At 72.5% G+C, this 12817-nt stretch carries 10 protein-coding genes; 2 read left to right on the top strand and 8 right to left on the bottom strand.

Features of this window, described 5'->3' with window-relative positions:
* Positions 1-29 precede the first annotated feature (29 nt).
* A complete protein-coding gene (locus tag ACIPYQ_RS10625; RefSeq protein ID WP_401249352.1) occupies positions 30-716 on the top strand; it encodes a M24 family metallopeptidase in 687 nt (228 codons plus the stop codon).
* 247 nt (positions 717-963) lie between these two features.
* Complete coding sequence (locus ACIPYQ_RS10620) at positions 964-2229, top strand: methyltransferase domain-containing protein (RefSeq protein WP_401248527.1); 1266 nt, start codon at positions 964-966, stop codon at positions 2227-2229.
* 27 nt (positions 2230-2256) lie between these two features.
* On the opposite strand, the gene polX is transcribed toward ACIPYQ_RS10620, so the two are convergent.
* From polX to ACIPYQ_RS10580, 8 genes are all read right to left on the bottom strand, one after another.
* On the bottom strand, positions 2257-3981 hold the full coding sequence (gene polX / locus ACIPYQ_RS10615; RefSeq protein ID WP_401248524.1) for a DNA polymerase/3'-5' exonuclease PolX: 1725 nt from the start codon (positions 3979-3981) through the stop codon (positions 2257-2259).
* A 78-nt stretch (positions 3982-4059) separates the two neighbouring features.
* Positions 4060-5460 carry an aminobutyraldehyde dehydrogenase gene (locus ACIPYQ_RS10610; protein ID WP_401248521.1) on the bottom strand — a complete coding sequence of 467 codons (1401 nt, stop codon included), beginning with the start codon at positions 5458-5460 and terminating at the stop codon, positions 4060-4062.
* Positions 5453-6769 (bottom strand): flavin monoamine oxidase family protein, encoded by a 1317-nt coding sequence (locus ACIPYQ_RS10605; protein WP_401248518.1) that lies wholly within the window; start codon positions 6767-6769, stop codon positions 5453-5455. Before ACIPYQ_RS10605 ends, ACIPYQ_RS10610 begins: the two co-directional genes overlap by 8 nt.
* 61 nt (positions 6770-6830) lie before the next feature.
* Complete coding sequence (locus ACIPYQ_RS10600) at positions 6831-7964, bottom strand: ABC transporter ATP-binding protein (RefSeq protein WP_401248515.1); 1134 nt, start codon at positions 7962-7964, stop codon at positions 6831-6833.
* A gap of 5 nt (positions 7965-7969) precedes the next feature.
* Positions 7970-8935, bottom strand: coding sequence for an ABC transporter permease (locus ACIPYQ_RS10595; protein WP_401248512.1), 966 nt, complete (start codon positions 8933-8935; stop codon positions 7970-7972).
* The gene (locus ACIPYQ_RS10590; protein WP_401248509.1) at positions 8932-9753 is read right to left on the bottom strand and encodes an ABC transporter permease; all 822 of its coding nucleotides are present in this window, start codon (positions 9751-9753) and stop codon (positions 8932-8934) included. Before ACIPYQ_RS10590 ends, ACIPYQ_RS10595 begins: the two co-directional genes overlap by 4 nt.
* An 88-nt stretch (positions 9754-9841) precedes the next feature.
* Positions 9842-10972: a spermidine/putrescine ABC transporter substrate-binding protein gene (locus ACIPYQ_RS10585; protein WP_401248506.1), complete on the bottom strand. Its 1131-nt coding sequence runs from the start codon at positions 10970-10972 to the stop codon at positions 9842-9844.
* Between the two features lie 188 nt (positions 10973-11160).
* Positions 11161-12381, bottom strand: coding sequence for an aromatic ring-hydroxylating dioxygenase subunit alpha (locus ACIPYQ_RS10580; protein WP_401248503.1), 1221 nt, complete (start codon positions 12379-12381; stop codon positions 11161-11163).
* Between the last annotated feature and the right edge of the window lie 436 nt (positions 12382-12817).

Genomic DNA, 12817 nt, shown 5'->3' with positions numbered 1-12817 from the left:
TGCGCGTCCGCGGAACCGTCGCCCCCGGCATGGACGAGCAGCTGCGCGCCCTCGGCCTGGTCGAGGCCCAGCGCAAGGCCGAGGCCCTGTTCGCGGAAGTCGAGACGCGGGGGCTGGTGGCCCCGGGGGCCGGTGAGCGGGAGGTCAGCGACCGGATCCGGGACCTCGCGAACGAGATGTTCGGGACCACGAAGCACTGGCACAAGCGGATCGTCCGTTCCGGGCCGAACACCGTCTTCCCCTACAGGGAGAACCCGCCGGACCGGGTCATCGGCGAGGACGACATCGCCTTCGCCGACTTCGGCCCGATCTTCGAGGAGTACGAGGCGGACTTCGGCCGGACCTTCGTCTTCGGCGACGATCCGGCCAAGCACCGCCTCCGCGACGACCTCGTGACCGTCTTCGCCGCCGGCCGGGAAGCCTTCCGTGCGGACCCGTACATCACGGGCCGCCGGCTCTACGCCGAGGTGGAGCAACACACCGTCAAGTCGGGCTGGACGCTGGGCGGCTGGCACGCCGGCCACCTGGTCGGGGAGTTCCCGCACGAGGACGTCGACGGGGCGAAGGCCGAGTCGTACATCACCCCGGACAACGCGCACCCGATCCGGCGCACCGACCGGGCGGGCTGGCGCTGCCACTGGATCCTGGAGATCCACCTCGTCGACGAGCGGAACGGCTTCGGCGGCTTCCACGAGCAGCTGCTGGACCTGGCGTGAGGCAGGGCGCGGAACCTCATGCGCCAAGAGAATGATCGCCCCACCTTGCAGATGCCCAATTGATTGACCGATTCTCCTCTTGAATGATTGACTGGTTGTGCACACCCGCTCCTCGACTGCCTGGCGGCTCTCGCAGTCGTGGCGGGCGTGGCGCAAGGAAGCCCCTGTATGCCGATCGCGGTGTTCGGCGTGCAGGGGCTCCTTCATGGAGCAGCACATTCCATGGCTCGAATGCAAGGAGTTGCCGATGGCGGTCGTCATCCTGCAGCACGCACCGGCGCAAGCCCCCTCCGCCGTGGGTGCGGCCCTGGCAGCGGCCCGGCTGGACATCCGCGTCTACCGGGCGGGCGAAGGCGATCTGCCGGAGGACCTCACCGGGGTCGACGCCGTCGTGGTGACGGGCGGCGCCGCACGGATCCGGTCGGGCGGGAGCGCCCCTGCGCGCGACGCCGAGCTGGAGCTGTTGCGCGGGGCTCTGACGAGGGAGGTGCCCGTGCTCGGGCTCGGCCTGGGCGCGCAGCTGCTCGCCGTGGCGGCCGGCGGCGCCGTCGTCCACCGGTCCGGGTCCGGTTCCGCGCCCGGGCAGGCCGGCCGAAGCGCCGTACGCACCGCACCCGCGTCCGGTTCGGATCCGCTGTTCGCCGGGGTCGCGGCGGAGCTCCCCGCGGCGCGGTGGGGGGACGACGGCACCGTGGAGCTGCCCGCCGGCGCCCTGGTCCTGGCCTCGGACGACCATCATCGCGTCCACGCGTTCCGCATCGGCGCCAGCGCCTGGGGCCTGCACTACCCCCTCGAAGCCGATGCCGAAGCCGAAGCCGCGGCCGAAACCGAGGCCGCCGTGGACGGGCCGGCCGGCTCGGCCCTGGAGCGCTGGTGGGGGCCGCTGCCGGCCCGGTTCGCCGAGCTGGTGGCGGGCCGCGCCGAACACACCGCCACCCGCGCGTTCTTCACCCGGCGCGCGGACGCGTGGGAGGAGCGCTTCGCCTACCAGACCCCCGCCTACGAGGCCGCCGTCGCCCGCATGGGCCTGCGGCGCGGGCAGAGCGCCGTCGACCTCGGATGCGGTACCGGACGGGCCATGCCGGCCCTGCGCGCGCACGTGGGCGCCGAGGGCACGGTGCTCGGGTTCGACCTCACCCACGCGATGCTCACGGCGGCCGTCCGGATCGGCCGCGCCACGACCGGCGGGCTCCTCCTCGCCGACTGCGCCAGGCTGCCGCTGCGCCCCGCGTCGGTCCACGGCATCTTCGCGGCGGGACTCCTGGACCACCTCCCCCGCCCGCGCACCGCCCTGCGCGAGTGGGCGCGCGTCAGCGCGCCGGGCGGCACCCTCCTCCTCTTCCATCCGGCGGGCCGGGCCGAGCGGGCCGCCCGCCACGGGCGGCCCCTCAGCCCCGACGACCCGCTCGCCGAACCCAACCTCCGGCCGGTCCTCGACGCCACGGGCTGGCGGCTCACGACGTACGACGACGCCGAACAGCACTTCCTCGCCCGGGCCGTCCTCGCGCGCTGACCGTCCGGCGCCGATGAAGCCGGTGCCTCAGGTGCCCTTCTTGCCCAGGAACTGCCGCAGCCGCGTCAGGGGCCACGCGTTGATGACGTCGTCCGCGGTCAGCCAGCCGCGCTGCGCGGTCGCCACCCCGTAGCGCATGTACGGCAGGTGCGTGGTGGCGTGCGCGTCGGAGTTCACGGCGAACTTCACTCCGTACCGCTTCGCACGCAGGATGTCCTCGTCGCACAGGTCGAGCCGTTCGGGATGCGCGTTGATCTCCAGCGCGGTGCCCGCCCGCGCGCAGGCCTCGAAGACGGCGTCGAAGTCGGCGTCGATGCCCGGGCGTTTGCCGATCCTCCGGGTCGTGGGGTGGCCGATGACGGAGACGTTGGGGTTCTCGCAGGCGCGGATGAGGCGGCGGGTGAGGTCCCGCCTGCTCTGGTTGAAGTGGGAGTGGACGGAGGCCACGCAGAGGTCGAAGTCCGCGAGGAACTCGTCGGGCCAGTCCAGGGTGCCGTCCGGGCCGATGTTGAGCTCCGTGCCGTGCAGCAGCCGCATCCTGTGGTGCGCGCCGTCCAGGGCCCGTACCCGCTCGCGCTGGGCGAGGATCTTCTCGCTGGTCATGCGCTGCATGGAGAGGTTCGGAGCGTGGTCGGTGACCGCGTAGTACGCGTATCCGAGGGCGGCCGCGGCGGCGATCATGTCCTCCAGCGGGGCCAGTCCGTCGGTGAGGTCGGTGTGGGTGTGCAGGTCGCCGCGGATGTCCTTCTCCGTGAGGAGGTCGGGGAGTTCGCCGTGCAGCCCGGCCGCGATCTCGCCGCGGTCCTCGCGCAGCGTCGGGGGGATCCAGGGCAGTCCCAGCCTGGCGTAGACCGCCTCCTCGGTCTCGGAGGTGATGTTCTCGCCGCTCTCGGCGTCGAAGAGCCCGTACTCGGAGAGCTTGAGGCCTTGGCGCACCGCGAGTTCGCGGGTGCGGATGTTGTGCGCCTTGGATCCGAAGTACTGCAGCCCGGCGCCCCAGGAGGCGGGTGGCAGGACGCGCAGATCGACCTGGAGGCCGGTGGCGGTCCGTACGGAGGTCTTCTTCGGCCCGTGCGCGATGACCTCGGCCGTCTGCGGTAGGGCGGTGAGCGCGTCCATGAACGGGGCCGACCGGCGGGCCGCCACCAGGATGTCCACGTCGCCGATGGTCTCCCGCATGCGGCGCAGGGACCCGGCGTACGTGCACCGGACGCAGCCGCGGATCTGTGAGAGTTCGGCGACGAGCTGTTCGGCGACGTCCATGGCCGCGCTGACGAGGATCCGGCCCTCGCCGGCCTTCTGCAGCACCGCTATGCCGTGCAGGATGTTGTCCTCGGTCCGCTCGCCGAAGCCCTTCAGGTCGCGCAGCCGTTCCTGCCGGATGGCGTCGAGCAGCTGGTCGACGGAGCTGATGCCCAGCTCCTCGTAGAGCACCATGGCCTTGCGGGGCCCGAGGCCCGGGATGGCGATCAGCTCGCGTACTCCGGGCGGCACGGACACCCTGGCCTCGTCGACCACGGTCATGCGGCCTGTCCGCAGGTATTCGAGGATCTTGTCGGCGACCGACCTGCCGACGTTGGGGATCTCGCGCAGGCCCTTGGCGTCGAGCGTGGACACGTCCTCCGGGTGGCCCCCGACGGCCCGGGCGGCCTTCTCGTAGGCACGCGCCTTGAAGGCCTCCCCGCCCCGGATCGCGATGAGGTCCGCATACTCCTGGAGCAGAGCCTCGACCTGGTCGTTGGCTCGGGCCATGCCTCCAGGGTGCCTCGGGGGCCGTGCACGGGCACGTCGGACGTCCGAGCGCAGAGGTCAGAGGTCAGAGGGCAGAGGTCAGAGCATGACGTGCTTGGCCTGGGTGTAGTCCAGGAGGCCGGACAGGGAGAGGTCACTGCCGTAGCCGGAGTGCTTGACTCCGCCATGGGGCATCTCGGAGACGGTGGTGCCGTGGATGTTCACCCAGACGATTCCGGTGTGGAGGGCGCGGGTGGCGCGCATCGCCCGGTCGTGATCGGTGGTCCACACGCTCGCGGCCAGGCCGAAGCGGACGCCGTTGGCCAGGTGGAGCGCCTCGGCCTCGTCGGAGAAGGGCTGGACGGTCACCACCGGGCCGAAGGTCTCCTCCTGCACGATCTCGTCGTCCTGGCGTACCCCGGCGACCACGGTGGGCTCGAGGAAGAAGCCGGGACGGGGCGGCCGGCCGCCGCCGGTGACGATCTCGGCGTGCGCGGGCAGCCGGTCCAGCAGGGCCCGCACCGAGGCGAGCTGGGCCGCGTTGTTGAGGGGTCCGAAGTCGACGCCGGTACGGAGCTTGGCCGCTTCGGCCGCGAAGGCCGCGAGGAAGGCGTCGTGGATCCGGTGGTGGACCAGGAGCCGGGTGGGCGCGGTGCAGTCCTGGCCGGCGTTGTAGTAGGCGACCGCCGCGAGGGCGGCGGCGGTGGCCGCCACGTCCACGTCCTCGTGGACCAGGACGGGCGCGTTGCCGCCGAGTTCCAGGTGGACCCGTTTGAGGCCGGCCGCGGCGGCCGCCGCGATCTCCCGGCCGGCGCGGACGCTGCCGGTGACCGCGATCAGGGCGACGTCCGGGTGGGCGGTGAGCGCCCGGCCGGTGTCGCGGTCGCCGCAGACCACGTTGAGCACGCCCGCCGGCAGGTGTTCCGCGGCGAGCCGGGCCAGGAGCACGGCGGAGGAGGGCGTGGTGTCGGCGGGCTTGAGCACGGTGGTGTTCCCCGCGGCGATCGCCGGGGCGATCTTCCACGCGGCCATCATCAGCGGGTAGTTCCAGGGCGTGATCTGGGCGCAGACGCCGACCGGTTCGCGGCGCAGCAGGGAGGTGCGGCCCTCGGTGTACTCGGCCGCGGCGGCGCCGGGGAGGTTGCGTGCGGCGCCGGCGAAGTAGCGGACGGCGTCCACGATCGCGGGCAGTTCCTCGGTGCGGAACTGCTCCGCGGGTTTGCCCGTGTCCGCGGTCTCGGCGGCCGTGAGGGCGTCCGCGTGTGCCTCGATGGCGTCGGCGATGCCGAGCAGGGCGCGCTGGCGGGCGGCCGGGGTGGTGGTGGACCAGTGCGCGTACGCCGTGGCCGCCGCGGCGCAGGCCGCGTCCGTGTCGGCGGGACCGGAGCGCGGGGCGTGGCGGTGCACGCGGCCGGTGGCGGGGTCGGTCAGGGGCATCGTCGCACCCGAGAGGGCGGGGCGGTCCGCTCCCCCGATGTGGTTGTGCAGGGGGTCAGCCACGGCGCAGTGCCTCCTCGGCGGCGGCGCGTCCGGTGCGGACGGCGCCTTCCATGTATCCGGCCACCCACTGGTCGGATCCGCAGACGTAGAAGGGCGGTTCGTGGGTGCCGTGCAGGGGGCCGACGCCCATGACGTCGCCGGGGGTCCACTGGGTGACGTACCCCTGGGTCCACGGGTCGGTGCCCCACAGGCGCAGGTACGTGGCGAGCGGCCGGTGGGCCTCGTCTCCGTAGAGGCGGGCGATGTCGGCGAGCAGTTCGGCGGGGCGCAGGGGGGCGGGCGTGCCGAGGAGGACGCCGTAGCGTTCGGGCGGGACGAGGGCGGAGAGGATGCCTTCGCTCTGCGGCCAGGTGCTGCCGAGGACCCCCTCGCATTCGGAGAGGCCGCTGAGGCCGCGCTCCCGCCAGAAGGGCCTGTCGTACGCGGCGGTGAACTTGGCGGCGAGGGCGTGGCGCTGGCGGTGCAGGGAGGCGAGGCGTTCGTCGGACACGCCGGTGACGGCGACCGAGCGGAGCGGGCCGACGGGGAGGGCGCTGACGACGGCGCCGGCGGTCAGGGTTTCGCCTCCGGCCAGGCGTACGGTGCAGTGGCCGGGCCGGCGGATCGCGACGGCCTCGACGGGTGAGCCCGTACGGATGCGTCCGCCGAGCCCGTCGGCCATGCGCAGGGCCACGGTGGCCGAGCCCTCGGCGACCCGCAGGCCCTCCCAGGCCTCGTACTCGTAGTGGCCTGTGGCGGGTACGGCGGCGTGCTTGCGGAGGGCGGCGAGCAGGGAGGTCCGTTCGCAGGAGCCGTCGGCGAGGGCGAGTTGGCCGATCTCCCAGAGGCGTACGACGGCCGGGGTGGCGCCCTGGGCGCGCAGCCAGTCGCCGACGGACAGCCGGTCGAGGGCCGCGGCTTCGGCGTGCGCCCAGGGGTCGGCGGGGTCGACCGTCTCGGCGAGCGCGGTGAAGGCGGCGGTGACCTTGGCGTGGCAGGTGTCGTCGCCGGGGCCGAACCAGTGGGGCGGGTCCGCGGCGGAGACCCCTTCGGGGGTGGCCCGGACGAGGGCGCCGGGCTCGGCGACGTAGCTGGGCACCAGGGTGAGGCCCAGTTCCGCGGCCAGCGTGGTGTAGGCGGTGTGGGCCCGGCCGGCCACCTCCCCGCCGAGCTGGACCAGCCGGCCGTCGGGGAGGGTGGTCTGTTCGACGCGTCCGCCGACCCGGTCGCGGGCTTCGACGACGAGGACGTCGGCCCCGCCCGCGGCCAGGTCGCGGGCGGCGGCGAGTCCGGCCAGCCCCGCGCCGAGCACGATGACGTCGTGGTTCATGGGGGTGCTTCCTCCGGTCGGTACGGGGCTGTGGTGCGGGATCGGCTGCGGCGGCGCGGGCTCAGTCGAGGACGAGGCAGTGTTCGGGCTTCCAGCCGATCTCGACCTGTTCGCCGCCGCTCCAGCGGTCCTCCATGCGGGAGCGGACGGTGTTCTGCTCCAGCACGGACACGGTGACGCCGGGGGCCAGTTCGATGAGGTAGGTGGTGGTCGGTCCGCAGTAGACGGTCTCCCGGACGACTCCGCTCACCTTCGCCATGCCCGGTTCGAAGTCGGAGAGCCAGATCTTCTCGGGGCGGATCGAGAGGCTGACCCGGCTGCCGTCGGGCACCTCGGACCGGCGGCCGACGGGGAGGGCGGGGCCCTGGTCGAGGACGACCCGGCCGGAGCGGTAGGTGCCGGGGACGAGGTTGGAGGTGCCCATGAAGGAGGCCGTGAAGCTGCTCGTCGGGCGCTCGTACACGTCCTCGGGGGTGCCGCACTGTTCGATGCGGCCCTCGTTCATGACGGCGAGGCGGTCCGACATGGTCAGCGCCTCGTCCTGGTCGTGGGTGACGAAGACGAAGGTGATGCCGACCTCGCGCTGGATCTGCTTGAGCTCGACCTGCATCCGGCGCCGGAGCTTGAGGTCGAGGGCGGCCAGCGGCTCGTCCAGCAGCAGCACCTGGGGCCGGTTGACGAGGGCGCGGGCGAGGGCGACGCGCTGCCGCTGGCCGCCGGAGAGGGTGGGCGGCTTGCGGCCGGCCAGTCCCCCGAGCTGGACGAGGTCGAGCATGTCGGCGACCCGCTCGCGCATCTCGGCGCGGGCGACGCCCTTGCGCTTGAGGCCGAAGGCCACGTTGTCGGCCAGCGAGAGGTGGTCGAAGAGGGCGTAGCTCTGGAAGACGGTGTTGACGTTGCGCTTGTTGGGCGGGAGGCCGGTGACGTCCTGGCCGTCGAGCAGGACGCTGCCTTCGGTGGGGTCGGCGAAGCCGCCGGTCATCCGCAGCAGGGTGGTCTTGCCGCAGCCGGAGGGGCCGAGGAGGGAGAAGAACTCGCCCGGGGCAATGTCGAGGGTGACGTCGTGGACGGCGTAGGCCTCGGAGTTGGGGTACCGCTTGCCGACGCGGTCGAGCCGGACGGCGGGGTTCGTGTTCGGGTTCGGGTTCGTGTGCGGGTCCGATTGCGGGTGCGCGTGCGGGTGCGGGTCCTGCATGGGTGTCACTTCCCTGACAGCAGATCGAGGCCGCCGCGGCGGCCGAACAGGCGCGGGATGGCGAGCGCGAGGACGATGAGTCCGATGGATCCGACGAGCATCAGGGTGCCGACGGCGTTGATGGTCGGCTGGACGCCGAACCTGATCGCCGAGTAGATGCGTACGGACAGCGGCTGCGGATCGACGCCGGTGGTGAAGTAGGCGAGGACGAAGTCGTCGAAGACCAGGGCGAAGATCAGTACCCCGGAGGCGAGGATGCTGGGGAGCAGCGCGGGCAGGGTCACCAGGCGCAGGGCCTGCCGTCGGGTGGCGCCGAGGTCCATCGCGGCCTCCTCGACCTCGGGGTTGAGGGCGGCGATGCGGGAGCGCAGGATGACCGTCACGTAGGAGATGGAGAAGGTGATCTCGGCGAGCATCACGGTGCCGGTGGACAGCGTGATGCCGAGGCCCTTGAAGAGCATCATCGCGGCGACGCCCGTGACGATCTCCGGGGTGATCAGCGGGACGAGCATGACCAGGCCGGCGAAGGAGCCGAGGCGGCCCCGGTTGCGGACGAGGCCCAGCGCCAGGGCCACGCCGAGGACGAGCGAGCCCGCCATGGCGACGAGGGACACGCGCAGGCTCATGCCGAGCGAGTCGAGGAGTACGTCGTCGTGGAGGAAGGTCGTGTACCAGCGGAGGCTGAGGCCCTCGAACACGGTGAGGGATTTCTGCGAGTTGAAGGAGAAGAGGACGACGACGCCGACGGGGAGGTAGAGCAGGGCGAAGAAGACCGCGGTGACGGCGATGGCGAACCGGGGCCTGCGCTCGGCTCTGCGGCGCGGGCGACGGGGGCGCGGGGGGCGGGGCCGCGGTCCGGCGGGCCCGTGCGGCTCGGCCGTACCGCCGGAGCGGGGGACGGTGTCGACGGTCGCGCCGCGGGGCGCCGGAAGGGCCGTACGGGAGGCTCGGGGCCCGGGTCGGAGGGTCATCGGGCCGCCTCCGCCTCGTCCTTGCGGGTGCGCCGCAGGTAGCCGAGCATCCCGAGGAGCAGGACCGCCATCAGCAGCATGGTCAGGGCGGAGCCGAGCGGCCAGTTCTGGCCCTGGAAGAACTTGTCCTGGATCAGGTTGCCGATCATGATCTGGTCGGGGCCTCCCATGAGCTGGGCGCTGACGAAGTCGCCCATGGCGGGCAGGAAGACGAGGACGCAGCCGGCGGCCGCGCCCTGCCGGGTGGCGGGGACGGTGACGAAGAGGAAGGTCCGCAGGGGGCCGCCGTAGAGGTCGCGGCCGGCCTCGATCAGCGAGGTGTCCATCCGTTCCATGGCCGCGTACAGCGGGATGACCATGAAGACGACGAAGCCGTAGACGAGTCCGGCGATCACGCCGGGGCCGGTCTGCAGGATCTTGGTGCCGTCGTCGGCGAGGCCGATCGCCCGCAGGGCCCCGAGCAGCGGCCCGTCGTCGGAGAGGACCACGGACCAGCCGTACATCCGCACCAGGTAGTTGGCGAAGAACGGCACGACGATCGCGGCGATCAGCAGGTTCTTGAAGCGTCCGCCGTGCAGGGCGATGGCGTACGCGACGGGGTAGGACACGGCCAGGCAGATGACGCAGGTGATCAGCGCGTAGCCGAGGGAGCGCAGCAGGACGGTGCGGTAGGCCGGGTCGGCCAGCGCGGCGAAGTTCTCGGTGTTGAGTCCGAAGCGCGGGTTTCCGAGGGGGTCGGTGGTACCGAACGCGAGGGTGGCCACCAGGAGGAGGGAGGCGAGGAGGAAGCCGGTCATCCAGAGGGTGCCGGGGAGCATGAGCCAGGTCCACAGCCGCGCCCCCGACGCGGCGGCCGTTCCTCCGCGCGGACGGGCGGCGGGGCCGGATCGATCGCTTCGCGCCATGTCAGCCGGCCTTCACGTCGGTCCAGGCGGCGTCGCGGCGCTGTTCGGCCTCCGCGGTGCCGTTGCGGAAGTAGCGGTCGTCCTTGAGGTCCTGCGCGGTGACCATGCACTGGGGGAAGGGCTCGACGAGGGCGCTGTACGTGTCCTCGCTGCCGCGGACCGGCATCGGATAGCCGATGTACTCGACGTTCTTCTTCACGTTCTCCGGGCGGAGCATGTAGTCGATGAAGAGCATCGCGGTGCCGGGGTGCTGGGCGTTGGCGGGGATGGCGTAGCAGTCGGAGTTGACGGGGGCGCCCTCGCGGGCGACTTCGAAGCCGAAGACGGTGGGGTCCTCCGCCTGGGCGAGCATGGCGGCCATGTCCCCGCTCCAGGCCTGGGTCATGTCGGCGTTGCCGTTGAGCAGGTTGTTGTAGCTGTCGCTGGAGAAGCCGCGCAGGCGGGGGCGGAGCGAGCGCAGGGTGTCGGTGACGCGTGCGAGGTCGCCCGGGTCGCCGGTGGTGACGTCGAGGCCGAGCTTGAGGGCTCCCATGCCGAGCACCTCGTCGCGGTCGTCGAGGACGAAGACCTTGCCCTTGGCCTGGGCGTTCCACAGGTCGTCCCAGGACCCGGTGAGGTCGCCGAGCCGGTCCCGGCGCCAGCCGATGCCGGTCTTGAACATGGTGAAGGGGACGGTGTGGGCGGAGCCGGGGTCGTACCAGGGGTCGGCGAAGTAGTCGTAACCGCCGAACACGGCCTCGGCGTTCTTCAGCCGGCTGTGGTCGATCGTACGGAGTCTGCCGCCGGCGGCGAGGCGCTGCGACCACTTGGCGGTGGGGAAGATGATGTCGTAGCGGTTGCCCGCGTTGAGCTTGGCGGCCATGCCTTCCATGGAGTCGAAGTTCGACTGGACGACCTTGACGCCGTACTCCTTCTCGAATCCTTCGAAGACGGCCGGATCGACGAAGTCGGCCCAGTTGAAATAGACCAGGTCGCCGTCGACCTTGACGTCGATCGGCGCCCGGCCGGCCGCTTCGCCGGCCGGGTCGGCACCGGAGGCGAACCCGCAGCCGGCGGCGGCGAGGCCGAGGGCCGTGGCGGTGCCGGCGCGGAGGAAGGAGCGTCTGGACAGGCGGAGTGCCTCGGGGGACATGGGGGTCCTCTCCGTAGGGGGCCTCGGGGGGATGGGGGGCGCCGGGGTGGTGACGGGGGGCGGCGCGGACGCTGTGCGGCGGGTGGTGGGGCGGGTCCTACGGTGGTGCGGCCGGCGCGGTCGTAGATCGTCAGGTGGTGCGTACGGTCGTACGGTGCTGCGCGCGGCGGGCCTTCGGCGGGAGCGGCTCAGTGTCCGGCGGGGTGGGGCCGTCCGGCCGCATCGGGCAGTCCAGCTGCCTCGGGCTGCCCCGCGGTGTCGAGGTCCGCCCGGATGCGGCCGGCGAACCAGCCGACGGCCGACTCGCGGCGGGACAGGGGTCCGGGCTCGAAGCCCGGGGTGGAGAGCCCCTTCTGGACGCGGGCGACCAGTTCGGCGTCCTCGTCGTTGGTGATCCAGCCGATGTGGATGTTCAGGCGCCGGGCGAGCCGGGTGCGCAGGCCGGTGCCGCGCCGGGTGTAGAACGCGCCGGGTACGGCCACCCGGTCCACCGCCGTCGGGATCGCGGTCCAGGCCAGCACGTGGTCGGGGTAGAAGTCGATGAGGGTGTTGGGGTAGATCACCGCGTACCGCCAGACCCGCCGGTCGGCCTCGGCGAGGCCGGGCATGGGGGCGGCGATGCGCTGGTAGAGGCGTTCGGCCCAGTTCGAGGACGGCTTGTCGCGCAGGGGTGAGGCGAACAGCGCGTAGGAGTCCTCGATCTCGCAGGTGTAGCCCTGGTAGTCGAGCAGCCGCATCAGGCCGGGATGGGCCACCGGGACGTGGTAGCCCTCCAGGTAGTTGTCGACGGCCACCTTCCAGTTGGCGTGCTGCACCTCGGCGCCGGCCAGGTCGTGGATGCGGCTGCGGCCGACGGGCACGAGATCGGCTCCGGCGTAGTGGCCGACCGCTTCGGCGAGCCCGGCGCACTGCTTCGCCAGGGGGACGGCGTCGGGGTCGAGGTTGACGAAGACGAAGCCGAGGAAGGATTCGACGCGGGCCGGGAACAGGCCGAGCCCGGGCTTGTCGAGGCAGGGGATCTGCCGGGCCTCCGGGGCGCCGACCAGGCTGCCGTCGAGGCGGTAGGTCCAGCCGTGGTAGGGACAGCGGATGGCCTTGCCCGCCGGTTCGGGGGCGGTGACCAGGCGTGTTCCGCGGTGGCGGCACACGTTGAGGTGGGCGGCCAGGCCTCCGTCCTCGGTGCGGACGACGATCACCTCGCGGTCCGCGACCGTGGCGGCGAGCCGTGCTCCCGGGCCGGGCAGGTCGGACTCGTGGCAGACGAGCTGCCAGGACTTGGCGAAGACCTCCCGCGTCTCCGCGGCGGCCGTGGCGGGGTCGGTGTAGTAGCGGGCTGCCAGTGCGGGCCCGGGGGCGTCCTGGACCGGCTGCTGGTCGGCGGGGGTTCGTTCAGGGGCTCTGGAGTACATCGGGTGACTCCTCCGTGCCGGCGGTGCGGCGATCGGTTCGGCGTCCGGTTCAGAGAGGGATGGCGAGACGACCCAGCGGCGGGCAGCAGGCCGCGGCGGACGCCGCAAGCTTGCTGACCGATTGGACAGCCAGATTGCTGGCTGATTTCCGCTGGGTCAAGACTTGTACGCTGACCGATCGGTCAGCTAGCGTCATTCTCGTAGCTGCACCGGCGTTCCTCCACTTCTGGGCCTTTTGTCGGGCCGGATGCAGCCCCGCCCCCGGGCACCCGCCCGGGCCGCACCCCCTCCCTCCTCCGCTCCCTGCCGCACGCCACCGGCTCACCGGTGTCACCGCGCGGCGAGCCCCGGGCATCCCCCGCTCCCCCGCCCCCGGCTCCCGTCACCGGCCCGGGTCGGCTCACCCCGGACGGTCACGGAACTCCCCCATCTCCAC

This window comes from Streptomyces sp. NPDC090045, assembly GCF_044747975.1.
Lineage (GTDB): Bacteria > Actinomycetota > Actinomycetes > Streptomycetales > Streptomycetaceae > Streptomyces.
Note: the sequence above shows the minus strand (reverse complement) of the source record. Positions and strands in the feature narration are given on the sequence as shown.

What these genes read in the sequence shown, in the direction of transcription:
- ACIPYQ_RS10585 (WP_401248506.1), bottom strand. Translation starts at nt 10,972, where the DNA reads ATGTCCCCCGAGGCACTCCGCCTGTCCAGACGCTCCTTCCTCCGCGCC.
- polX (WP_401248524.1), bottom strand. Translation starts at nt 3,981, where the DNA reads ATGGCCCGAGCCAACGACCAGGTCGAGGCTCTGCTCCAGGAGTATGCG.
- ACIPYQ_RS10600 (WP_401248515.1), bottom strand. Translation starts at nt 7,964, where the DNA reads ATGCAGGACCCGCACCCGCACGCGCACCCGCAATCGGACCCGCACACG.
- ACIPYQ_RS10590 (WP_401248509.1), bottom strand. Translation starts at nt 9,753, where the DNA reads ATGCTCCCCGGCACCCTCTGGATGACCGGCTTCCTCCTCGCCTCCCTC.
- ACIPYQ_RS10620 (WP_401248527.1), top strand. Translation starts at nt 964, where the DNA reads ATGGCGGTCGTCATCCTGCAGCACGCACCGGCGCAAGCCCCCTCCGCC.
- ACIPYQ_RS10605 (WP_401248518.1), bottom strand. Translation starts at nt 6,769, where the DNA reads ATGAACCACGACGTCATCGTGCTCGGCGCGGGGCTGGCCGGACTCGCC.
- ACIPYQ_RS10580 (WP_401248503.1), bottom strand. Translation starts at nt 12,381, where the DNA reads ATGTACTCCAGAGCCCCTGAACGAACCCCCGCCGACCAGCAGCCGGTC.
- ACIPYQ_RS10595 (WP_401248512.1), bottom strand. Translation starts at nt 8,935, where the DNA reads ATGACCCTCCGACCCGGGCCCCGAGCCTCCCGTACGGCCCTTCCGGCG.
- ACIPYQ_RS10625 (WP_401249352.1), top strand. Translation starts at nt 30, where the DNA reads ATGGACGAGCAGCTGCGCGCCCTCGGCCTGGTCGAGGCCCAGCGCAAG.